We start from the raw sequence: 21,482 nt of genomic DNA, 5'->3' as shown, positions 1-21,482 counted from the left end.
TTACACAAAGTTTAAAGTCCGTAAAGAATTCCATTCTCTTGATAGAATCCATTCAATTAAAACACATTAATAAATTGGCCATTCCGGCCCTGATTGCCGGCATTGCAGAGCCCATTCTTTCCATTACAGATACCGCTATAATAGGTAATGTTGATCTCCATCCTACCGAGTCATTAGCCGCCGTGGGTATTGTAGGAACCTTTTTATCGATGCTTATCTGGGTGTTAGGGCAAACGCGAAGTGCCATCTCCTCCATTGTTTCACAATATCTGGGAGCCAATAAAGTGCATGCTATAAAAAATCTTCCGGCGCAAGCCATATTTATTATTACCGCTATAAGTATTGTTATTATTATCTCAACATTTCCTTTTGCCCAACCCATTTTCAAACTGTACAATGCCTCTGATATTATTCTGGATTACAGTGTAGAATATTATCGTATTCGTGTCTTTGGGTTTCCTTTTACGCTTTTTAGTATTGCTGTTTTTGGAACCTTTCGTGGACTTCAAAACACCTATTACCCCATGATCATCGCAATTGTTGGGGCTGTTACCAATATTGTTCTCGACTATATTTTAGTGTACGGTGTCGAAGGTTATATTTCGCCGCTTTATATTGCCGGCGCCGCCTATGCCAGTGTTGCTGCACAAGGCCTCATGGCGCTACTATCCGGATACTATTTATTAAAAAAAACCAGCATACCGCTCATGCCAAAGTTTCCTTTTAACAAAGAGATCAAGACTTTTATTATCATGATCCTTAACTTGTTTGTGCGCACCCTGGCATTAAATGCAACCTTATATTTTGCAACACGGTTTGCAACGGCTTATGGCGCTGCTCATATTGCGGCCTATACCATTGCCATCAACCTCTGGTTTTTCTGCGCCTTTTTTATCGATGGTTATGCCAGTGCCGGCAACATCCTGTCAGGAAAATTACTGGGTGCCAAAGCCTACGATTTGCTTATAACCCTAAGTAATAAACTACTGCGGTATGGTATAATTGGTGGTGCTATACTGGGTATTGTGGGAGGTATTTTTTACCATCCAATCGGCCGACTATTTACAAACGATCCCGAGGTCCTTCAACATTTCTATCAGGTGTTTTGGGTAATCCTTCTCATGCAACCCTTATGCGCTATCGCTTTTATCTTCGACGGGATGTTTAAAGGATTAGGCCAAATGAAATTTTTACGCAACATTCTCCTTGGCGCTACCTTTTTAGTATTCATTCCATTATTATTCTGGTTAGATTCCCTGGAACTTAAACTTTACGCTATATTCATAGCCTTAACCCTATGGATTGTTGCCCGCGGCATACCACTGGTAATAAAATTTAGGTCACAATTTTTACCGCTAGCGCAAAAAATGTAATTTTGTTGTATAAATTAGCACAACCCTATGAACTTTATGTCATTTATAAGCGGTCGGGGCCTGTTTTTCCTCTTCGCGTTAATTTTGATCATCATCTATTTTTATAACCGAATGCGCCGTTACTAATGAGCAATCACATCCGAATTACCAAACAATTTTCTTTTGAAACCGGTCATGCCCTATACGGCTACGACGGTAAATGCAAAAACGTTCACGGCCATAGTTACAAGCTCGATGTAACGGTTATCGGCAAACCCATTTCCGATAGTAACCACGTAAAATACGGAATGGTTATCGATTTTGGAGACCTCAAAAAAATTGTAAAAGAAGAGATTGTAGAAGTTTTCGATCACGCTACGGTGTTCAATAAAAACACGCCGCATGTGGAGCTGGCTAAAATCCTCAAAGAGCAAGGCCATAATGTTTTGCTTGTCGATTATCAACCAACCAGCGAAATGATGGTTATCGATTTTGCTCAAAAAATTAAAAAACGCCTTCCCAAAAACATCGCCTTACACTCGCTAAAACTTCAGGAAACCGATAGTTCTTTTGCCGAGTGGTTTGCCTACGATAATAATTAGTGCGTTCCCACGCCGAGGGCGTGGTCGGGCTTTCGGCAGTCGCGCTTTGCAAGGCGCTCCAACAAAGCCTCAATCCCTACCTGCCGGCAGGCAGTTCTAACGCAAAAAATCCTAAGGAGCTCAACGGAATTATTTATATTTACAACATGCAAATTCCAAAAGGAAAAAAAATATACTTCGCATCCGATAATCATCTCGGGGCACCTAGTATCAAAGAATCACGACCACGTGAAAAAAAGTTCGTTGCCTGGCTCGATCACGTAAAAAAAGATGCAGCCGCAATTTTCCTGCTTGGCGATCTTTTCGACTTTTGGTTCGAATACAAAACCGTGATCCCTAAAGGCTTTACACGCACCCTCGGGAAACTCGCTGAAATTCGCGACTCCGGTATTCCTATCTATTTTTTTATGGGCAACCACGATCTTTGGATGAACGGTTATTTTGAAGACGAACTGGATATTCCTGTGTACCACGAACCCAAAGAATTCGAATTCAATAACAAACGCTTTTACATAGGTCACGGTGACGGTTTAGGCCCTGGCGACAAAGGCTATAAACGCATGAAGAAAGTGTTAACTAACCCTGTTTTTAAATGGTTGTTTCGTTGGATGCATCCTGATATTGGTATGCGGGTAGCACAGTATCTTTCAATAAAGAACAAACTCATTTCCGGCGAAGACGACAAAGAGTTTCTGGGAGAAGATCAAGAATGGCTGTTTCAATATTCCAAGGAACAACTCGCCAAAAAACATCGGGATTATTTTGTTTTTGGCCATCGCCATTTACCCTTAAATATGGATCTAAATGACTCGGCAAAATACATCAATCTTGGCGATTGGATCCATTACTTCACCTTCGCTGTTTTTGATGGCGAAACCTTAGAATTAAAAGAATTTAAAGAAGATGAATCCATTCCACCTCAGGAGTAAAGCATTACATTTATAGATTCCTGCCTTCGCAGGAATGACCAAGACCATAAATTTAACCTCATCATACCATGATTGTCATTCCCGCTAAAAAGGGAATCTCAACCGTTCATGGGAGCAAACCGAAGCAGTCTGTTAATAGAGACCTCCTTATCATTCAAATTAAAGCGAAGAATTTCAATCGTCATACTGAGAAAAGCATTGTTTAAATAGATTCCTGCCTTCGCAGGAATAACGAACACTATTAATTTGACACTATCCCACCATAAATGTAATTCCCACGAAGGCGGGAATCTCAACCGTTCATATTATAAGAGCGAAGCCATCTGCCCATATTAAACCGGAATGCTAAATCCTTCAAAATCAGGAATCCTCGCAATGATTTATAGGTTTCAAAAAATTACGCAAAAAAAAATTACATCGCTGTAAGAATTAATTTCAAAAAAATCCAAAATCTTCGATAAACCGCATAACTGTGGTAGTTTTATAATTGAAAATGAGGTAGTTATTTGATTAATTTTATATCATTGTACAAAAAAAGCCCTCACTATGCCCTCAATTCTACCCCTCTCAACGACCCTTGATTTTCGTAAGGCTAAACATTTATTACGACGCGCAACATGGGTTTACAACATCGATGAAATTAATGCCCTTGTGGGCAAAACAGCCTCAGAGGCTGTAGACCTATTACTATCTTACACAGACCAAACGCTTAGAGCACCTTTCAATCCAAAAGCTGGCCATAATGCAGAAGGTTATTTCCTGGATGACCCAGTTCGAACAGAAAAAGGAGACAACGACCGCGGCTACATTACAGGTTGGTGGCTGTATAATGCCACACGTTTTCCAAGCTTGAAATACAAAATGTCCTTTTTTTTACACACGAGTTTTTCAATGGAAAAAAGAGTAGGAGGAAGTCGACCGATTCGCTACTATGATCATCTAAGATTATTGGATTATTATGCTCTAGGAAATATAAAAATCTTCGCTACAAAAATGACGCTTGATCCAGCTATGTTAGACTATTTAAGTAACGACCAAAATGATGCTGGCTCACCAAACGAAAATTACGCCAGAGAATTCATGGAGTTATTTACCATTATGAAAGGTCCACAAATAGGTCCCGAAAATTATACCAACTACACCGAATCTGATGTTCAAGAAGCTGCCAGACTATTAACGGGTTATGGTATAGATGGAGGTCGAACTACTTTCGATCCCGACACAGGTATCCGATGTGGAAAGCGCCTCACTAATAAGCATGACTTCGGAAACAAAACATTTAGCGCTGCCTTCAACAATCAAACCATTTTGGGTGCCGATAGACAAGGTAAGTCCTATCAAGAGCTCGAGGCTGAAATGAAGCGAGAATTAGACGATTTTGTTGACATGATCTTTTCACAACGGGAAACTGCCCGGGCCTATGCTCGAAAACTTTACCGGTTTTTTGTAAAAAGTCATTGGAATGATGACGTGGAACGGGATATCATTGAACCCTTGGCTGACGAATTCATTGACAATGACTTTGAAGTTGTTCCTGCTCTAAAAAAACTACTCTCGAGTGCGCATTTTTATGACGCAGACAATGATGATGCCACCGACGAAATTATTGGTTGCATGATAAAAAGCCCATTGCAGTTAATATTAGAAATTATGTCCGTTTTTAAATGTGACGTACCAAATGCTGTCCCTCCAGAACCTGCAGGAGATAATTATACAGAAGAGGAATTGCAAGAATGTTTAAATTGGACTTATGGATTCGCCTTTAAATTTTTATATAGATCGGTATTCCAATCCATTGGTTTTGACTTGTTTGATCCGGATAGTGTGGCAGGTTACCCGGCCTATTATCAACAACCGGATTACGACCGACTTTGGTTTGATTCATCTACAATCATTGCACGATATAAGCTTGTTTCAGCATTTCTTACCGGTGATGATAATATTGGCGATGGGAGGTCAGCGTCCTTTATTCCTCGTTTAGATCCCGTTTCTTATGTGGAAGACAACTGTGCAAATCCATCAGATCCTAATAGTTTAATTGTGGAACTTTCTGATCTTTTATACCCGGAATCCATAGATACCGATCGCGTAAACTACTTCAAATCCTACTTAGTTGATGAAGGATTTCAAGATTACTATTGGACCAGTGCATGGACGGCCTACAAAGTAGATCCTTCTGAGGATTCTGTGGTTCGAAACCGACTAAATGCCCTTGTCACGGCCATGGTTAATGCCCCCGAATTTCAAACAATGTAAACTTAACGCCCCAAATGCTATGAAACGAAGACATTTTATAAGATTATCAGCCGCAGCATCCGCTGCTGCTCTTACCCCTTTTCAACTGCAGGCAGCCTTAGGCTCCTCATTACCATATTTAGACTGTGATCTCTCCAACCGAAAATTAGTGCTTGTTTTTTTACAAGGAGGAAACGATGGAGTAAATACCGTTATTCCCCTTGATCAATATGACACGTATAGAAACCTGAGGCCTACACTTGGAATACCTGATTCGGGAACGCACAAATATATAACCCTGGACAGCACTCTGGACGAGAACCAACAGATGGGACTTCATCCGGCACTTACATCATTTAAAACGCTTTATGATCAGGAGAAGCTTCGAATCTTTCAATCCTGCGGTTATCCCGGTGTTAATGGGAGCCATTTTCGTGGTACCGATTTGTACCTATCAGGTAACGACGGAGAGTCCAATGCGAATAACGACAGTTCAGGTTGGGTAGGTCGCTTTTTGGAAAATCAGCATCCCGATTTGTTAGAGGAATCGTATCCATTGGCTGTGGAGTTGGGTTCTAACGTAAACTCTCTGGCATTTATACCCAATTCAAATAAAGGAATCTCAATGAATATTAATAAGCAGGATTTGGAAGGATTCTATTCTGTAATCAGCGGTTTTGGAGGCGATGCACCAACCAATATACCTAACACTGATAACGGTGACCAAATACGCTATATTATTGGGGCTGATGGGTTATCTAACAAGTACGCTAAAGCCATTACGGATGCTTTTAATGCCGGACAAAACGCAACATCCAATTATCAGGATAACAGTATAGCAAATCAATTTAAAACTGTAGCACGACTTATCAGTGGCGGATTGAAATCTAAGGTGTTTATGGTTCATGCGAGAGGTTATGATACCCACCATAATCAGGCACAGGGATCAGGTGACACCACTGGAGCCCACAGCACATTGCTTACAGAACTTTCACAGGCGATAGAGACCTTCCTGAATGATCTGGAATCACAACAACTTGCGGATAATGTTGTTGGTCAGACCTTTTCTGAATTTGGTAGAAAGGCTAAAGAAAATAATAATTTAGGAACAGACCACGGTAAAGTAGGCCCGATGTTCGTTTTTGGAAAACCGCTCGCTGGAGGTGTGTCAGGAACTAATCCTGATCTTTCAGAAGCTAACAGTGAAAATAATTTTCAATTAAATACTTTTCAATTTGATTATCGTCAAATCTTTGGTACGCTTTTACAAGATTTTCTGGGTGCAAATGATACGGTTGTTGATGCCACTTTCTTTGATTATGTTAACAATGAAAGCTTTACCAATGGAAAAATAGACGGGCTGATAGAAGATGATCTAAATGCCTACTTAAATTGTTCCTCATTGAGTACCGCTGATCCGGAAGCTATTATAAAGAGATGGAAAATTTACCCTAACCCTGTGCGTTCTGGCAGTATCGTTTGGATAAATGGTATCAAAACGGCATCGTCCGTAGAAGTTAAAATTTATAATATTCAGGGCAGACTCCTTTCCAAAAGTGTTGAACCTGTAACCGACGGAAAAGCTAGTGTAAGTACCATGGCTGATAAAAGCAGCGGTCTGTATATCGTGAAAATTAATGATGGTAAAACCAAAGAATCCCACAAAATAGTAAAAATTTAGTCATTCAAATTCTCATTTTGTTCAAACACGTTTGCTGCTTCCTGTAACAAGGAAAAAGCAAGCGTGTTTTTTTAGGTTTAGATCGTTGTCCATGAAATTGTTATTATGATTAATCAATACACCATTGCGAGTATAGCGAAGCAACCTTTCAAACTGAAATTCTCTTCATGAGATTACTTCGTCGTTCCTCCTCGTAATAACGAATAAAACCGTCATTGCGAACAGCGTGAAGCAATCTTTAAATACATTTCGGGATAAGGCAATAACCAAGACCATCAATGTGGCACTATAGCTCCTTGATTGTCATTCCCGCGAAGGCGGGAATCTCAACAAACATCAGAAGCAACTTAAATTAGAATGAAAAATCTAAGGAGTCTTCCTTAAAGAATAAAGAAGTAACACAGTATCGTCATCAGGAAGTTTTGTTGTGCCTTGCGGTGTAAAGCCTAATTTTAATAACAAACCTTTAGATGCCACGTTTTCATTTACGGTAATGGCGTGAATTTCTTTAAGTTTAAAAGTCTTAAAAGCCAATTGCTTTAATTGGTTGGCTGCTTCAAAACCATAACCCTTTCCTTCATTCTGAGGCAGTAAACCGTATCCAAGATCAATACCTTCCAGGCCCTCGCGATCAAATAATCCGCAGGTTCCTAACTTATTATGATCCTCTTTTCTGATGATGGTAAAAGACCCAAAACCCAATCTGTTTTGCTGTGGTAATATGCGCTCCAGAATATAGTTTTTGGCATCCTCGAGGGTTCTAACATGCCGGTCGCCAATAAACTTTAACCATTTTGGGGTGTTTAACAGTTCCAAAATTAAAGCGGCATCTTCAACCGATGTAGGTCTTAAAATTAAGCGTTCAGTTTCAAACAGTGTTGTTATGGCGGGATCGTTCATTTTTAATCCAAAGTTTTATTTCATTTTAAGGATGACTTTGCCTTTGGCATGACCACTTTTTTGATAATGATAAGCGTCAATGGCCTCAGAAAAATCATAAATTTTATCAATAACCGGTTTAATTTTTCCTGCTTCCACCAGATCTCTCAACGCATCAAGTTGTTTACCATCGGGATGGACAAAAATAAATTTATAATGTGCCGATTTACGCTTCATGGCTATGGTTACTGGCAACCGTTTCAATGCTAAAATAAATCTAATAATCCCATTTAATCCAAAATTCTTGGCGGTGACCTTATCCAAAATACCGGCAATACTCACCACATGGCCTCCTTCTTTAATCACTTTAAAAGCGTCTTCGGTATAATGCCCACCAAGCGTATCAAAAACGAGATCAGCATCCCGAACTATCCCAAGATAATCCTGCTTTTTATAGTTTATAACTTTGTCGGCACCGAGCTCCTTTACCCAGTTTACATTTTTAGTACTAGTTGTGGTATACACAAAAGCGCCCTGACTTTTCGCATACTGAATGGCAAAAGAACCAATCCCGCCAGATCCGGCATGAATTAATACTTTATCTCCTTTTTTAAACGCTCCCGTTTCGAAAGCTTGCATGGATGTAAGACCCACCAAAGGTAATCCGGCGGCTTCTTCAAAACTGAGGTTAGCAGGTTTTATACTCACAGCATCAGCAACTACAGAAACATATTCCGCAAAGGTTCCCGGAGCATCAGTTGGTACACGAGAATATACTTTATCTCCAATATTTAATCCTGTTACGGCATCTCCGGTTTCAACAACAATTCCTGCCACATCAAAACCAGTACCTGAAGGAAATTTTAGCTTCCGAATTTGCTTTAAGGCACCTTCCACAATTTTATAATCCACGGGGTTAATCGCCGCAGCATAAACTTCAATAAGTACCTCATCGGATTTAACCTTTGGTTTTTCAATGGCATTAAACCTGAGATTTTTTTGTATGTCTCCGTAGCCGGTAATTTGAAGTGCTTTCATAAGATTCTTGCTATCGTTTTAATTCAATTTTCATCCATTTAAGGTAGCAAATAATTATTAAAAAGGCTGAAACGTATCTCAAAAACCATTTGAAAGCAGATAATCAGGATAATCAAGCTGCTATGACTTCAAAAAATCCGTAATAATTGGAAATTCTTTCTCTGGTTCTTCCACCTGCGGATTATGGCCGCTATGTTCGAACATCACAAATTTGGCCTGAGGGCAATATTCCTTGTATTTCACCATCATGCTTGGAACAGCCACGCGGTCAAAACGACCTGCCAGGATCAAAACCGGCATTTTTAAATTGATGAGCTGCTTTCTGAAATCAAAATTCCCAATATCACTGGTCACATAAAAATCGCCATCCTTCCCAACCATTTGGTAGTACAGTTTACTATTAAAACGATTCGGATAATCGGAGGAACTCCTACTCTTAAATTTTTCAGGATTGTACGCATATAAAAAGCCATAGGGTACCCGACTGTAAATACTCTGATGAATACTATCACTGCTAATACCACCCTGTTCGCGAAAAGCCATCAGGTCCTTCCAAACCTCTGGATAATTTTCCTTAATTTCATGATTAGAATTATCATCATTTTCCTGCCACATCACATAGCTATGAAACCCATTCGCAATGATAAGGTGGCTCAAATGTTCGCCATATTTCAGCGCATAACCTTGTGCCACCAAACTGCCATAGGAATGTCCTAAAACACTAATTTTATCCAAATGCATAGCCTTGCGCAAACCTTCCAAATCTTCAATATCACGATCTAAAGAATATTCCGAAACATCTTTGGCGATATCCGATTTACCGCGACCAAAACCATCATAATAGATCAATTTGATGTTTCTATTGGTACTCAAGGAGTCAAAACTACGCAACCCTACATGCGTACCTCCCGGCCCTCCGGCAATCAAAATTAAAGGGTCTCCGGTCCCTACAGTAATCGTCCATAGTTTGGCCCCGTTCACGGTATAATATTTCCCGTCAGTTAAACTATTCGGAAAATTCTGAGCTACTAAAACAGACCCAACAAAAAAGAACAGGATCAGAAAGGTATTTTTTTTCATAAATTAAATGGTTTTTAATGTCATCTTGAACAATATCCCAAGATAGAGAATTATGAAGGATTTTTAAACAAAACAATAAAATCCCTCTTGTTTACATAAATCCTTCTTTGAGCCTTTCCCTGCCAGTAGCATGCGAGACTGGGAGGTTCGGCCATCTGTTAAGGTTTCTGCGAAAGAAGTGACACAATCTGCGAAAGTTTGGTAGATCTCATTTCGGACAAAACAAAAACAGCTCAATATTTAATTCATATACTTTGAAAGACTCATTTTATTCATGTTATTTTCTTTAGAAATAATGACTCCTTCGTAAAATAAATTATCTGAAATATCGTCATCATTAATATCAAAAACAAGTTGATTTTTTTCAGGTCTAAAACGTTTAAAGTTATTGCTTTTTAAAGCCTCCTCATACCATTTTAAGTCAAATGCTTTTGCGATTTCTATCGCCTTTTTCAACCAATAATCAGTGTTATCCAAAGCGTTGTTATTATTTCCAAAAACGAATTCAACTTCAGTCCCAAAATGAACACAACCTCCTTTTGAAACCTTAATAGAATCCTCCCCTACGGTTTTTTCAGCTACTTGTTCTATCTCATTCCAAATAAAATGAGTTTGATTTAATTCCTGAAGCCATTCCATGGTTAATCCTTCAAAATCGTTGTTGAACACACAATCATTTTCAATTTGGGAATTTACTTGTAAACTCAAAAAGAGTATTGCAAAAAGGATAATTAATTTCATTTATCGCCTTTTATTATTCTATTAAAATCAATCAATTTTATTTGATCCTCATGGCAAATAGAGTGAAGCAAACTTTCAAACTGAAATTCTTGTCATGAGATTACTTCGTCGTTCCTCCTCGTAATGACGAACTTATTCCTCACCCTTTTCATGGGCTTCGAGATCTTTGGTAAGGTCAAGCCTTCTAAAGGTCGGCGATACCAATCCGGTAGTCACAACGGTGATCAAGGTCATGGTTCCACCAAATACTACCGCCGTAACCGTTCCCATAAGTTTTGCCGTTAAGCCACTTTCAAAAGCGCCTAACTCGTTAGAAGACCCGACAAACATTGAATTTACAGAAGATACCCGACCCCGCATATTGTCCGGAGTTTTGATCTGTAAGATCGTCTGCCGGATCACCATGGAAACGCCATCGGTCATGCCGCTGAAAAACAAGGCTACCAGCGATACCCAGAAAATAGAAGATAAGCCGAAAACAATGATGCACACCCCAAATCCGAACACGGCAGCCAATAATTTCATACCGGCCTTTCGGCTAATCGGGATGTATGCCGTAATAAGCATGGTAATAAATGCTCCTACGGCCGGAGCTGCCCGTAACACACCAAAGCCTTCACTACCAACTTTTAAAATATCCTGAGCAAAAATGGGTAATAAAGCAATGGCTCCTCCAAATAATACCGCAAACATATCTAAAGTAATGGCACCTAAAATAGCCTTAGTCTTGAATACAAAACGCACGCCTTCTTTTAAACTTTCCAGGACAGGCTCGCCAATTTTCGGATTTAAAATAGGTTTACGTTTAATCTGCAATAAGATCAAAAAGGATAAAAATACCATCCCGAAAACAATACAAAGCGCCCAATGCACACCCAGCCAACCAATGGCAAATCCGCCAAAAGCCGGACCTAAAACAGCCGACATCTGCCAGGTGGAACTGCTCCAGGTTGCAGCGTTGGGATAATTCTTTTTAGGTACAATGAGAGCCAATAAGGAAAATATCGTCGGGCCAAAAAACGAACGTAAAAACCCTCCGAAAAAAATGAGGGCATAAATACTATATAGAATTTGTTTAGTGCTCCAATCCCCTACCACCGGTTCCCAGGTAAGTAAAAACAATCCTAAACTTATTAAGGAAAAGAGGGCGATACAGGTGGCTAGTAAATTCCGTTTTTCTCGCTGATCTACAATATGCCCGGCAAATAAGGCCATGGAAAGCGCGGGTATAATTTCCATCAAACCAATAAACCCTAATGATAAGGGGTCTTTGGTTAAACTATATACCTCCCATTCGATCACAATAAATTGCATGGTCCAACCAAAAACCAATACAAATCTTACCAATAAAAAAATTCGGAATTCTTTAAATCTCAGGGCCGCATACGGATCTGTTTTCGCCATAATTATGCTTTTATATCTCTAATTTTAAGCTGTAAACTCGTTTGACCTTGCCAGGTGTTTTCATCTACAGTATATACCAATTTAAAAGGTTTTTTATTTGAAATAACATTTAATTTATTACCCAATCCAAATCCGATACCCACAATTTGTTTGTTGGTTCCAGACTGTGTTAAGGTAGCCCGCAAATGACTTTCATCAGAGCCGACACATTTCCCATAACCGGTATCATAAACGTTCTCAGTCATAAAAACAGGCGTCATATTAGCCGGACCGAAAGGCGCAAACTGTTTTAAAATACGATAAAATTTTGGGCTAATGTCTTGAAAGTCGATCTGGGCATCAATCTTAATTTCAGGAATTAGTAATTTTCGATCGATGGTTTTGCTCACCTCATCTTCAAAGGCCTGTTTGAAGGCTTCATAGTTATCCGGATGTAACGTGAGTCCGGCTGCATATTTATGTCCGCCGAATTGCTCAATAAAATCACTACACGCTTCCAGAGCGTTGTAAATATCAAAACCCTTCACCGAACGCGCCGAAGCAGCCAGCTTATCACCACTTTTTGTAAATACCAGTGTTGGACGGTAATAGGTTTCTGTAAGGCGAGATGCCACAATTCCAATAACACCCTTGTGCCAATCCTCCTGATACACTACTGTTGTGAGACGTTCCTGTTCGTTTAATTGTTCAATTTGAGCTAAAGCTTCCTGAGTGATTTGTTTATCGGCATCACGTCGATCCAGATTATGATTATTAATGGCTTCCGCATAGCTATTGGCTTTAGCTACATCTGTTTCGGTTAATAATTGCACCGCATCTTCACCATGTTTCATCCGGCCTGCGGCATTAATTCTGGGAGCCACAATAAAAACAACATCCGTAATGGTGAGAATTTCCTTTTCAACCTGGTTCAAAATAGCCTGAATACCCGGTCGCGGTTGAGAATTGATCACCTGCAAACCAAAATAAGCCAAGGTTCGATTCTCGCCATCAATGGGCACAATATCGGCCCCAATGGCAGTGGCTACTAAATCCAAATATGGAATAAGGTCTTCCACCCTTTCTCCTTGCCTGGTTGCCATAGCCTGAATCAATTTAAACCCAATACCGCAACCACACAATTCTTTATAAGGATACTCACAATCTGATCGTTTCGGATCCAGAACAGCCACCGCATCCGGTAAGGTTTCTCCGGGACGGTGATGATCGCAAATAATAAAATCGACACCCAAATCTTTCGCATAAGCTACTTTTTCAATGGCTTTTACACCACAATCCAAAGCTACGATTAGGGTAAAATCATTCTCCGAAGCAAAATCGATGCCTTGATAAGACACGCCATAACCTTCGGTATAACGATCCGGAATATAGGTATATACTTGAGTGGTTCGCGTTTTTAAATACTGTGACAACAAGGAAACCGCTGTGGTACCATCAACATCATAATCACCATACACCAAGATATTTTCATTTTCGGATAGCGCCTTTTCTATGCGTGTTACCGCTTTGTCCATATCGCGCATTAAAAACGGATCGTGGAGATCTTCAAGTTGTGGCCTGAAAAAACGCTTTGCTTCTTCGTAATTCGTAATGCCGCGTTGTGCCAATAGTGTGGCGAGCGTGGCATCAATATCCAACGCTTTTTGTAATTCGTTTATAAGTTCAGGATCTGGTTTAGGTTTGAGGGTCCAGCGCATAATTCTTAAACATAGATCATTTTAAAGTTTCATTATGGTGGAAGTGGGTTTCAATGGTCATCTTAGCAAAATGTCGAAACATTTCCATAACGCCGCAGTATTTTTCAACAGAAAGATCAACGGCCTTCTGTAGTTTTTTTTCATTTAACTCCCTACCATAAAAGTGAAAGCTCATGGTTACTGCATCGTAATGTTTCGGGTGTTCTTCCGTAAGGTTGGCTTCAATATCGATCTTGAAATCATCAACCAAAAGTTTCATCTTTTTCATAAGTGAAGCCACATCCAAACCGGAGCAACCTGCCAAAGCCGACAGCATTAAAGCTTTCGGGCGATAGCCTGAACTTTCTCCACCCATTTCCGGAGCGGCATCAATGATAACATTATGTCCAGATGGATTTGTACTTTCAAACTTCATGTTGCCTAACCAGGTCGTGGTGATATGATTCGTCATGATGAGTTAAATTTTTTTTTGTTTCTTGTAGTATCAAAAATACTATTTAATAAGCAATTTATGCCCTTAGTAACACCATTATCTGCGGAACACGATCCTGAAACCAAAGCACTGGCTACCTTCTTTAATGAAACTCTGGGCTTTTGCCCCAATTCGGTTTTAACCATGCAACGACGCCCGGCTATAAGTAAAGCATTTATTAATTTGAATAAAGCCGTTATGGCCAATGAAGGTCGCGTAACTTCTGCCTTAAAACGTATGATCGCCTGGGTTTCCAGCAACGCTGCTGGTTGTCGTTATTGTCAGGCGCACGCCATTCGTGCTGCGGAACGTTACGGCGCCGAACAGGAAAAACTAGATAATATCTGGGAGTATCGTACACATCCGGCATTCAGTGAAGCAGAACGTGCTGCTTTAGATTTTAGTTTAGCAGCCTCACAGGTTCCAAACGCCGTAAATGAATCCCTTAAAAATCGCCTTTATGAATTTTGGGATGAAGGTGAAATTGTAGAAATGCTTGGTGTTATTTCCCTTTTTGGTTATTTGAACCGATGGAATGATTCCATGGGAACCTCTATTGAAGAAGGCGCCGTGGAAAGTGGCGAAAAATATCTGGGGAAACACGGCTGGAATACCGGAAAACACAAATAAACTTCAAATATTATGTCAAAAAAAGTTCCAAATCTACTACTTGTACTTTTATGTACTTTAAGCCTTATCCATTGCAAAAATTCAGAGGAAACCTCAGATGAAGATTTTATGTTGATCCCCCGTGGCTCCTATTACACGGATAGCTTCAACGACATTGTAGTTTATCGTGATTCAGATTCGAATGAATTGATGGATGGCTATTATGTTGTAGGCGATAAATTCCAAAAATGGGAAGAATTCGAGGTTAAAAAAGGGATTCTGAATGGTGACTATTTAGTTTTTCATTCTAATGGTGAAATTTTTTCACATAGCATTTATAAAAATGGCCGATTACACGGAAAAAATAAAGTCTATCACCTCAACGGGGCAGTGAAAACTGAGGAATCTTATGTCAATGGAAAATTATATGGCACGACATTAACCTATGACGAAAATGGCGCTTTAAGAACGGAAGCTAAAATAAAAAATGAAAACGTTGTGGAGTCGGTAACCTATGATGCCATTGGGGAAATTCAATCACAAATGTTCATAAGAAATAGTCGCAAAATTACGCAACATGTGAGAGCAGGAAAGGTTTATATGGAATCGATTTCTTCAACTTACGATAATTTTGAAGCCATGAAATTCTACAATGAAGATGGCAGTTTAAAAGCTTTTGTGCGTATGTTAGAGGATGGTGAAGATGCTTATTTGATTGAATTGGATGAGAATGAAAATGAAATTAAGCGTATCAATTTGAAAGCCAATCCGATGGAAGCTCAAAAATTTATGCAATCTCTGCAAACTTTCGCCGGGTTGGATACACCGGAAATTTAATTTACCATAACTGATGAACGCTTTTTTTGATATACTTGTGGTAAATGGCATTGACATGCAAAACCTCTTCTGCTGATAATGGTTTTGCTTCCAGGGTTTTTAAATTCGAAATAACTTGTTCCGTGCTTGAGGCTCCGGGAATCACACAGCTTACTTCTTTAAAGGTTAAAATCCATTGAAGCGCCTTATGAACTAAATTCTTATTCGGGCCAAACAAATCTTTTAAAGCGTCTACAGCCTCCAGACCCAGGTTGTAATCAATTCCTGAGAAGGTTTCACCTTTATCAAAGGCCGCCCCGTCGCGATTAAAATTTCGATGATCGTCCTTGTCGAACGTTGTAGATTTTGTGAATTTCCCTGTGAGCAAACCACTCGCCAAAGGTACACGAGCAATAATCCCCACATGTTTCTTTTGAGCTTCCTTAAAGAACAATTCCGCAGGGCGCTGACGAAACATATTGAAAATGATTTGTACCGTACTTACCCCCGGATATTCTATGGCTTTTAAGGCTTCTTCAACCAACTCTACACTCACACCATAATTTCTGATCTTTCCTTCTTTAGTCAGGGTATCGAAAAGTTCAAAAATTTCCGGCCGATAGTAAACTTCTGTTGGCGGACAATGTAATTGGATCAGGTCGATACGCTCCACGCCCAGATTAGATAAACTGTCTTCAACAAATTTTCGAAGTGCTTTCGTAGTATAAGCTTCATTGGTATGCGGATTTAACTGACGCCCGCATTTTGTAGCAATATAAACCTCTTCAGAGCGTGAACGCACCACTTTCCCGACAGTTTTTTCACTTAATCCGTCGCTGTACACATCAGCCGTGTCAATAAAATTAACGCCATTGTCTATTGCAGTATTGATGATATTTTCGGCCTTCTTTTCGTCAAACGGACTTCCCCATGTCCCACCTACCTGCCAGGTGCCTAAGCTAATTTCTGATACGTTTAATCCCGTCTTTCCTAAAGTTCTGTAATTCATCGTAATATGTAATGTGTGTTTTTTATTTCTTACCGCCTACTACAATAACAATTTCGCCTTTGGGTGGCGTTTTGGTATAGTGTTCTAAAACGGATTTCGCCGTACCGCGAACCGTTTCTTCGAAAAGTTTGGTTAACTCGCGCGACACCGAAACCAGTCGATCGTCTCCAAAATATTCACAAAAATGTCCTAAGGTTTTTAGGAGTTTATGCGGACTTTCGTAAAAGATCATGGTGCGGGTTTCTTCGGCCAAAAAAGTAAGTCGGGTTTGTCTGCCCTTTTTCACCGGTAAAAAGCCTTCAAATACAAATTTATCGTTTGGTAAACCGGAATTTACTAAAGCCGGTACAAAAGCGGTAGCTCCCGGTAAACATTCAATTTCTATATCATTTTCAATGCAAGCTCTGGAAAGTAAAAATCCGGGGTCGGAAATAGCCGGTGTTCCCGCATCGCTGATCAAAGCGATAGTTGTTCCGCTTTTTAATTTTTGAATAATACCTTCAACCGTTTTATGCTCGTTATGCATATGATGCGATTGCATCGGGGTACCGATCTCGAAGTGTTTCAACAACTTCCCTGAAGTTCTGGTATCCTCAGCCAGAATCAGATCGACATCGTTTAAAACCTCGATCGCTCTTAAAGTGATATCTTTTAAATTTCCAATGGGTGTGGGAACCAGGTAAAGTTTGCTCATTTATTCAAACTTACTTTCTATAATTTCTTTAAAACGGGTTTCCAGTTCTTCCTGACCGTACCAATTATTGTAGTCAGGTTTTACCATATCTTCAATAAATGTCATGGCTTCATCCCAATTCGCCGAAGTATTCAATTGAGAGATCACGCGATCGTAATCGGCCTGGTTGCCTCCAAACAAATGTTTTGTGAACGCAATTTTATCATTAAGTCCAATATTAAAACGCCCCTTGTTTACCCTGTCGTTCAGGGACTTTTTTTCATTTTCTCTAGACTTCTTCATATCTGCAGGTTCAAATTCCGGCATTTTTTCAAAACCGGATGTAAGATCGTCCAGATGATGCACTTTCTTTTCTTTTCCTTTTATAGGTTCTTGAAATACAGGGCTGCGACCTTCATCGTCGTCATTCGGCATATGCTTCAGCATATTCTTGATTTTTACCATATTGGATTCCGTAAGATCATCTTCAGTAACTTCATCCAGATTGACATAGATTCGATCTTCAACTTCAATATTATCACTTACTTTATTGTTGAAAGCTGTTCCTAACATGGAGAAAAACGAAGATTCTCCTCCAATTTTTTCCAGATCACCTTCAAAATTTTCATGTCCAAATTTCAGCACCGAAAGAATTTCATAAAGCGCCTGAACCTCAGCATGCATTTTTATAACATCCTCTTTTCCCTCTAGTTTCAAAATTCTATGAGCTATATTGATTAAATCCGATTCGAGCTTCTTCTTCATGATATTTTATTTTGAAATTAATGCGATAAAGGCTTTTGTTTTTTATTAAATTTACGCTTCCTTTATACAAACGATTAATTGCTACAACTTAGTGTTAAAATTACAAAATGTTTCTCGAAAATACCGTAAATCATAAAGAACAATTTGGATGGATCGAGGTTATTTGCGGCTCTATGTTTTCCGGTAAGACCGAAGAATTGATCCGGCGTTTGAAGCGTGCCCAGTTTGCCAGACAAAAAGTGGAGATCTTCAAACCTACTTTGGATGTGCGATATGATGAGGAAATGGTCGTGTCTCATGATGCCAACGAAATTCGTTCTACACCTGTTCCCGCTGCGGCAAACATTCCGATTTTAGCTGATGGTTGTGATGTTGTGGGTATTGATGAAGCCCAGTTCTTCGACGACGAAATTGTTCGTGTTTGTAATGATTTGGCCAATAAGGGCGTTCGGGTTATCGTTGCCGGACTCGATATGGACTTTAAAGGAAATCCTTTCGGGCCCATGCCTAACCTTATGGCTACAGCGGAGTACGTAACTAAAGTACATGCCGTTTGTACCCGAACCGGAAACTTAGCACAATATTCTTATCGCAAAGCGAAAAGTGACAATTTGGTCTTACTTGGCGAAGTTGATGAATACGAACCTTTAAGCAGGGCAGCTTTCTTCAAAGCCATGTTGCGCGATAAAGTGCGTCAGATCAAGGTGAACGACGCTGAAGAAATTAGTTCAAAAAAGGAAGCAACCCCTAATACCAAAGATTCCAATGCCTAAAGCGCAAGAAACAGTGCTAGAAATAGATTTGAAGGCGCTTCGGGAAAACTACCAATACTTAAGATCGCAATTAGAGAACGGTGTAAAATTTTTAGCCGTTGTAAAGGCCTTTGCATATGGCAGTGATTCTACTGAAATTGCACTGGAATTACAAAAAGCCGGTGTTGACTATTTTGCGGTGGCATATACCAGTGAAGGTGTTTTGCTTCGTGATGCCGGCATAAGTAAACCTATTTTAGTGCTTCATCCACAAGCCATAAATCTGAAAACTATTATTGATCGTTGTTTAGAACCTAATCTTTATAACAATAAAATACTGGATGCATTCTTAGCAGCGGCTGCCGACGAAAATCAAACGCATTATCCCGTTCACATTAAGTTCAATACCGGCCTCAATCGTTTAGGTTTTATAGAAACAGATATTCCAACGATTGCTTCAAAAATCAATAAATCTAGAAGCATTAAAGTAAAGTCGATCTTTTCACATTTGGCTGCCAGTGAAGATCTGAAAGAGCGCGAATTCACTTTAAATCAAATAAAATCTTTTAAAGCGCTTGCAAAAAAATTGAGTGATGCGCTGGGGTATCAGCCCATGCTTCATATGAGCAACACCTCCGGGGTTTTAAACTATCCTGAAGCCCATTTTGATATGGTACGCAGTGGCATTGGATTGTATGGCTTTGGAAATTCAGTTAAGGAAAATCAGCATTTTAAACCTATTGCTACCTTAAAAACCATTATTTCACAAATTCACACCATAAAAAAGGGTGATTCTGTTGGGTATAACCGTGCTTTTGTAAGCGACTCTGAACAGCGTACAGCTACATTACCCATTGGGCATGCCGATGGTATTGGGCGCCAATATGGCAAAGGCAAAGGTTATGTTATGATTCATGGCAAGCGCGCTCCAATTGTAGGTAATGTTTGTATGGATATGATCATGGTGAATGTTACAGATATCGACTGTAAAGAAGGTGATGAAGTTATTGTATTTGATGCCACAAACACCGCTGAAGACCTGGCGAAAACCGCTCAAACGATTTCCTATGAAATTCTTACCGCTATTTCACAACGTGTCAAACGCGTTTTTATTCGGTAAGGTAAAACTTATAAACTTTTTTACTATTTTAGAACCTCACTAACTATTAATCCAAAATTATGCTTAAAGAATTTAAAGAATTTGCAATGAAGGGCAACCTTGTCGACATTGCTGTTGGTTTCGTTATGGGTGCTGCTTTCAAACAAGTGGTAACCTCATTTACAGGTGGAATTGTTTCGCCACTTATCGGTTTGATATTTAAAGCCGATTTCAAAGACATCAAATGGGTCATTAAAGAGGGAGTTGCCAATGCCGAAGGTGTAATGGAAGGTCAGGTAGCCATTCTTATCGGTGAGTTTTTAACTTATGTGATCGATTTTGTTATCGTGGCTTTCGTAATGTTCATGGTGGTAAAAGGTGTGAACAAATTGAAAAAGAAAGAAGAGCCTGCTCCTGCACCTCCTGCCGGTCCAACACAAGAAGAATTGTTGGCTGAAATTAGAGACTTGCTTAAAAAATAACTTACTGTTAAATAAATAACATTGTGTTATTTGTTGTTAAAAAGACCTCATTCTCAGGAATTGGGGTCTTTTTTTTAAGATTAAAATAGAATTAATACCTAGTTTTGCGGCAAGAAACCGAATTAAGAAAACACTAAAAATTTACATATGAAAGTAGCTGTTGTTGGCGCCACAGGTATGGTTGGCGAAGTGATGCTAAAAGTATTAGAAGAGCGCAATTTTCCCGTAACAGAATTGTTGGTCGTTGCCTCAGAACGCTCTGTAGGGAAAACGCTGAATTATAAAAATAAGTCATATACCGTGATTAGTCTGGCCGAAGCTGTTGCCGCAAACCCGGATATCGCTATTTTTTCTGCCGGAGGTGGAACCTCTTTAGAATGGGCGCCTAAATTTGCGGAAGTTGGCACTACCGTAATCGACAATTCTTCAGCCTGGCGTATGGATCCCACCAAAAAATTAGTGGTTCCTGAAATTAATGCCAATGAACTTACAAAAGACGATAAGATCATTGCTAACCCAAACTGCTCAACCATTCAAATGGTGATGGCCTTAGCACCTTTGCACAAAGCGTATAAAATGAAACGCGTTGTGGTATCAACCTATCAATCCGTTTCCGGAACCGGAGTAAAGGCCGTTCAGCAACTTGAAAATGAAATTGCCGGGGTTGAAGGTGAAATGGCCTACCCGTATCCTATCGGAAGAAATGCTTTGCCGCATTGCGATGTTTTTGAAGAAAACGGTTATACAAAAGAAGAAATGAAACTGGCTCGAGAGCCTCAAAAAATATTTAACGACAAATCCTTTTCTGTTACTGCTACAGCGGTTCGCATTCCAACAGCCGGCGGACATTCAGAATCGGTAAATGTAGAATTTGAACAGGATTTCGATCTCGGTGCTGTTCGAAAAATGTTACATGAAACACCGGGCGTCGTGGTTCAGGATAATCCGGATACAAATACCTATCCGATGCCAATTTATGCTCATGATAAAGACGAGGTTTTTGTTGGACGTATTCGCCGGGATGAAACACAACCCAATACATTGAACATGTGGATCGTTGCAGATAATTTACGCAAAGGTGCCGCAACCAATGCTATTCAAATTGCTGAATATTTAATTGAAAACAATCTGGTATAGTCCTTTTTTAAAAATATCGCATTCAAAAGG

At 39.7% G+C, this 21,482-nt stretch carries 21 protein-coding genes; 11 read left to right on the top strand and 10 right to left on the bottom strand.

Translation table 11 applies throughout. The features are described from left to right. Positions 1 to 38 precede the first annotated feature (38 nt). The 5 genes from ABD682_RS03865 (at position 39) to ABD682_RS03845 (ending at position 6,799) form a co-directional block, all read left to right on the top strand. On the top strand, positions 39 to 1,373 hold the full coding sequence (locus tag ABD682_RS03865) for an MATE family efflux transporter (RefSeq protein WP_344739192.1): 1,335 nt from the start codon (positions 39 to 41) through the stop codon (positions 1,371 to 1,373). A 125-nt stretch (positions 1,374 to 1,498) separates the two neighbouring features. Continuing rightward, positions 1,499 to 1,954: a 6-pyruvoyl trahydropterin synthase family protein gene (locus ABD682_RS03860; RefSeq protein ID WP_344739190.1), complete on the top strand. Its 456-nt coding sequence runs from the start codon at positions 1,499 to 1,501 to the stop codon at positions 1,952 to 1,954. Between the two features lie 146 nt (positions 1,955 to 2,100). Further along, positions 2,101 to 2,883, top strand: coding sequence for a UDP-2,3-diacylglucosamine diphosphatase (locus tag ABD682_RS03855; protein WP_344739188.1), 783 nt, complete (start codon positions 2,101 to 2,103; stop codon positions 2,881 to 2,883). A gap of 546 nt (positions 2,884 to 3,429) precedes the next feature. Continuing rightward, the gene (locus ABD682_RS03850; protein ID WP_344739186.1) at positions 3,430 to 5,139 is read left to right on the top strand and encodes a DUF1800 family protein; all 1,710 of its coding nucleotides are present in this window, start codon (positions 3,430 to 3,432) and stop codon (positions 5,137 to 5,139) included. A gap of 19 nt (positions 5,140 to 5,158) precedes the next feature. Then, a complete protein-coding gene (locus ABD682_RS03845) occupies positions 5,159 to 6,799 on the top strand; it encodes a DUF1501 domain-containing protein (RefSeq protein ID WP_344739184.1) in 1,641 nt (546 codons plus the stop codon). 366 nt (positions 6,800 to 7,165) lie between these two features. Here ABD682_RS03845 and ABD682_RS03840 read toward each other — a convergent pair whose 3' ends face one another. The 7 genes from ABD682_RS03840 to ABD682_RS03810 form a co-directional block, all read right to left on the bottom strand. After that, positions 7,166 to 7,699, bottom strand: a complete 534-nt coding sequence (locus ABD682_RS03840; protein ID WP_344739182.1) for a GNAT family N-acetyltransferase — start codon at positions 7,697 to 7,699, stop codon at positions 7,166 to 7,168. Positions 7,700 to 7,714: 15 nt separating this feature from the next. Next, the gene (locus tag ABD682_RS03835; RefSeq protein WP_344739180.1) at positions 7,715 to 8,716 is read right to left on the bottom strand and encodes an NADP-dependent oxidoreductase; all 1,002 of its coding nucleotides are present in this window, start codon (positions 8,714 to 8,716) and stop codon (positions 7,715 to 7,717) included. A 120-nt stretch (positions 8,717 to 8,836) separates the two neighbouring features. Then, the gene (locus ABD682_RS03830; RefSeq protein WP_344739178.1) at positions 8,837 to 9,796 is read right to left on the bottom strand and encodes an alpha/beta fold hydrolase; all 960 of its coding nucleotides are present in this window, start codon (positions 9,794 to 9,796) and stop codon (positions 8,837 to 8,839) included. Positions 9,797 to 10,036: 240 nt separating this feature from the next. After that, positions 10,037 to 10,537: a hypothetical protein gene (locus ABD682_RS03825; RefSeq protein ID WP_344739176.1), complete on the bottom strand. Its 501-nt coding sequence runs from the start codon at positions 10,535 to 10,537 to the stop codon at positions 10,037 to 10,039. A 132-nt stretch (positions 10,538 to 10,669) separates the two neighbouring features. Further along, on the bottom strand, positions 10,670 to 11,941 hold the full coding sequence (locus tag ABD682_RS03820; RefSeq protein ID WP_344739174.1) for an MFS transporter: 1,272 nt from the start codon (positions 11,939 to 11,941) through the stop codon (positions 10,670 to 10,672). A 2-nt stretch (positions 11,942 to 11,943) separates the two neighbouring features. Beyond that, positions 11,944 to 13,638 (bottom strand): single-stranded-DNA-specific exonuclease RecJ, encoded by a 1,695-nt coding sequence (gene recJ / locus ABD682_RS03815; protein WP_344739172.1) that lies wholly within the window; start codon positions 13,636 to 13,638, stop codon positions 11,944 to 11,946. 16 nt (positions 13,639 to 13,654) lie between these two features. After that, positions 13,655 to 14,089, bottom strand: a complete 435-nt coding sequence (locus ABD682_RS03810; protein ID WP_344739170.1) for an OsmC family protein — start codon at positions 14,087 to 14,089, stop codon at positions 13,655 to 13,657. Positions 14,090 to 14,149: 60 nt separating this feature from the next. Between ABD682_RS03810 and ABD682_RS03805 the strand changes: the two genes are divergently transcribed. After that, positions 14,150 to 14,740, top strand: a complete 591-nt coding sequence (locus ABD682_RS03805; protein WP_344739168.1) for a carboxymuconolactone decarboxylase family protein — start codon at positions 14,150 to 14,152, stop codon at positions 14,738 to 14,740. Between the two features lie 12 nt (positions 14,741 to 14,752). Continuing rightward, a complete protein-coding gene (locus ABD682_RS03800) occupies positions 14,753 to 15,556 on the top strand; it encodes a toxin-antitoxin system YwqK family antitoxin (RefSeq protein ID WP_344739166.1) in 804 nt (267 codons plus the stop codon). 1 nt (position 15,557) lies between these two features. Here ABD682_RS03800 and ABD682_RS03795 read toward each other — a convergent pair whose 3' ends face one another. Genes ABD682_RS03795 through ABD682_RS03785 form a run of 3 tightly spaced genes read right to left on the bottom strand, consistent with a single transcriptional unit; the run spans position 15,558 to position 17,982 of the window. Beyond that, entirely contained in the window at positions 15,558 to 16,544 is a 987-nt protein-coding gene (locus ABD682_RS03795) for an aldo/keto reductase (RefSeq protein WP_344739163.1), read from the bottom strand. A gap of 22 nt (positions 16,545 to 16,566) precedes the next feature. Then, a complete protein-coding gene (rsmI, locus tag ABD682_RS03790; RefSeq protein WP_344739161.1) occupies positions 16,567 to 17,238 on the bottom strand; it encodes a 16S rRNA (cytidine(1402)-2'-O)-methyltransferase in 672 nt (223 codons plus the stop codon). Further along, positions 17,239 to 17,982 (bottom strand): hypothetical protein, encoded by a 744-nt coding sequence (locus ABD682_RS03785; RefSeq protein WP_344739159.1) that lies wholly within the window; start codon positions 17,980 to 17,982, stop codon positions 17,239 to 17,241. Positions 17,983 to 18,089: 107 nt separating this feature from the next. Here ABD682_RS03785 and ABD682_RS03780 point away from each other — a divergent pair, with 107 nt between their 5' ends. The 4 genes from ABD682_RS03780 to ABD682_RS03765 all read left to right on the top strand — a co-directional run bounded on the left by ABD682_RS03780 (position 18,090) and on the right by ABD682_RS03765 (position 21,452). Next, complete coding sequence (locus ABD682_RS03780; RefSeq protein ID WP_344739157.1) at positions 18,090 to 18,755, top strand: thymidine kinase; 666 nt, start codon at positions 18,090 to 18,092, stop codon at positions 18,753 to 18,755. Then, the gene (alr, locus tag ABD682_RS03775; RefSeq protein ID WP_344739155.1) at positions 18,748 to 19,854 is read left to right on the top strand and encodes an alanine racemase; all 1,107 of its coding nucleotides are present in this window, start codon (positions 18,748 to 18,750) and stop codon (positions 19,852 to 19,854) included. The genes ABD682_RS03780 and alr overlap by 8 nt, the downstream gene beginning before the upstream one ends. A gap of 59 nt (positions 19,855 to 19,913) precedes the next feature. Next, on the top strand, positions 19,914 to 20,315 hold the full coding sequence (mscL, locus tag ABD682_RS03770) for a large conductance mechanosensitive channel protein MscL (protein ID WP_344739153.1): 402 nt from the start codon (positions 19,914 to 19,916) through the stop codon (positions 20,313 to 20,315). 147 nt (positions 20,316 to 20,462) lie between these two features. Continuing rightward, positions 20,463 to 21,452, top strand: coding sequence for an aspartate-semialdehyde dehydrogenase (locus tag ABD682_RS03765; RefSeq protein ID WP_344739151.1), 990 nt, complete (start codon positions 20,463 to 20,465; stop codon positions 21,450 to 21,452). Positions 21,453 to 21,482 lie beyond the last annotated feature (30 nt).

Source organism: Gaetbulibacter aestuarii (assembly GCF_039537665.1).
In the GTDB taxonomy this organism is placed as follows: domain Bacteria; phylum Bacteroidota; class Bacteroidia; order Flavobacteriales; family Flavobacteriaceae; genus Gaetbulibacter_A; species Gaetbulibacter_A aestuarii.
Note: the sequence above shows the minus strand (reverse complement) of the source record. Positions and strands in the feature narration are given on the sequence as shown.

What these genes read in the sequence shown, in the direction of transcription:
- ABD682_RS03785 (WP_344739159.1), bottom strand. Translation starts at nt 17,982, where the DNA reads ATGAAGAAGAAGCTCGAATCGGATTTAATCAATATAGCTCATAGAATT.
- ABD682_RS03830 (WP_344739178.1), bottom strand. Translation starts at nt 9,796, where the DNA reads ATGAAAAAAAATACCTTTCTGATCCTGTTCTTTTTTGTTGGGTCTGTT.
- ABD682_RS03855 (WP_344739188.1), top strand. Translation starts at nt 2,101, where the DNA reads ATGCAAATTCCAAAAGGAAAAAAAATATACTTCGCATCCGATAATCAT.
- recJ (WP_344739172.1), bottom strand. Translation starts at nt 13,638, where the DNA reads ATGCGCTGGACCCTCAAACCTAAACCAGATCCTGAACTTATAAACGAA.
- ABD682_RS03845 (WP_344739184.1), top strand. Translation starts at nt 5,159, where the DNA reads ATGAAACGAAGACATTTTATAAGATTATCAGCCGCAGCATCCGCTGCT.
- ABD682_RS03805 (WP_344739168.1), top strand. Translation starts at nt 14,150, where the DNA reads ATGCCCTTAGTAACACCATTATCTGCGGAACACGATCCTGAAACCAAA.
- ABD682_RS03765 (WP_344739151.1), top strand. Translation starts at nt 20,463, where the DNA reads ATGAAAGTAGCTGTTGTTGGCGCCACAGGTATGGTTGGCGAAGTGATG.
- rsmI (WP_344739161.1), bottom strand. Translation starts at nt 17,238, where the DNA reads ATGAGCAAACTTTACCTGGTTCCCACACCCATTGGAAATTTAAAAGAT.
- ABD682_RS03825 (WP_344739176.1), bottom strand. Translation starts at nt 10,537, where the DNA reads ATGAAATTAATTATCCTTTTTGCAATACTCTTTTTGAGTTTACAAGTA.
- ABD682_RS03800 (WP_344739166.1), top strand. Translation starts at nt 14,753, where the DNA reads ATGTCAAAAAAAGTTCCAAATCTACTACTTGTACTTTTATGTACTTTA.
- mscL (WP_344739153.1), top strand. Translation starts at nt 19,914, where the DNA reads ATGCTTAAAGAATTTAAAGAATTTGCAATGAAGGGCAACCTTGTCGAC.
- ABD682_RS03850 (WP_344739186.1), top strand. Translation starts at nt 3,430, where the DNA reads ATGCCCTCAATTCTACCCCTCTCAACGACCCTTGATTTTCGTAAGGCT.
- ABD682_RS03840 (WP_344739182.1), bottom strand. Translation starts at nt 7,699, where the DNA reads ATGAACGATCCCGCCATAACAACACTGTTTGAAACTGAACGCTTAATT.
- ABD682_RS03795 (WP_344739163.1), bottom strand. Translation starts at nt 16,544, where the DNA reads ATGAATTACAGAACTTTAGGAAAGACGGGATTAAACGTATCAGAAATT.
- ABD682_RS03780 (WP_344739157.1), top strand. Translation starts at nt 18,090, where the DNA reads ATGTTTCTCGAAAATACCGTAAATCATAAAGAACAATTTGGATGGATC.
- alr (WP_344739155.1), top strand. Translation starts at nt 18,748, where the DNA reads ATGCCTAAAGCGCAAGAAACAGTGCTAGAAATAGATTTGAAGGCGCTT.
- ABD682_RS03810 (WP_344739170.1), bottom strand. Translation starts at nt 14,089, where the DNA reads ATGACGAATCATATCACCACGACCTGGTTAGGCAACATGAAGTTTGAA.
- ABD682_RS03820 (WP_344739174.1), bottom strand. Translation starts at nt 11,941, where the DNA reads ATGGCGAAAACAGATCCGTATGCGGCCCTGAGATTTAAAGAATTCCGA.
- ABD682_RS03835 (WP_344739180.1), bottom strand. Translation starts at nt 8,716, where the DNA reads ATGAAAGCACTTCAAATTACCGGCTACGGAGACATACAAAAAAATCTC.
- ABD682_RS03860 (WP_344739190.1), top strand. Translation starts at nt 1,499, where the DNA reads ATGAGCAATCACATCCGAATTACCAAACAATTTTCTTTTGAAACCGGT.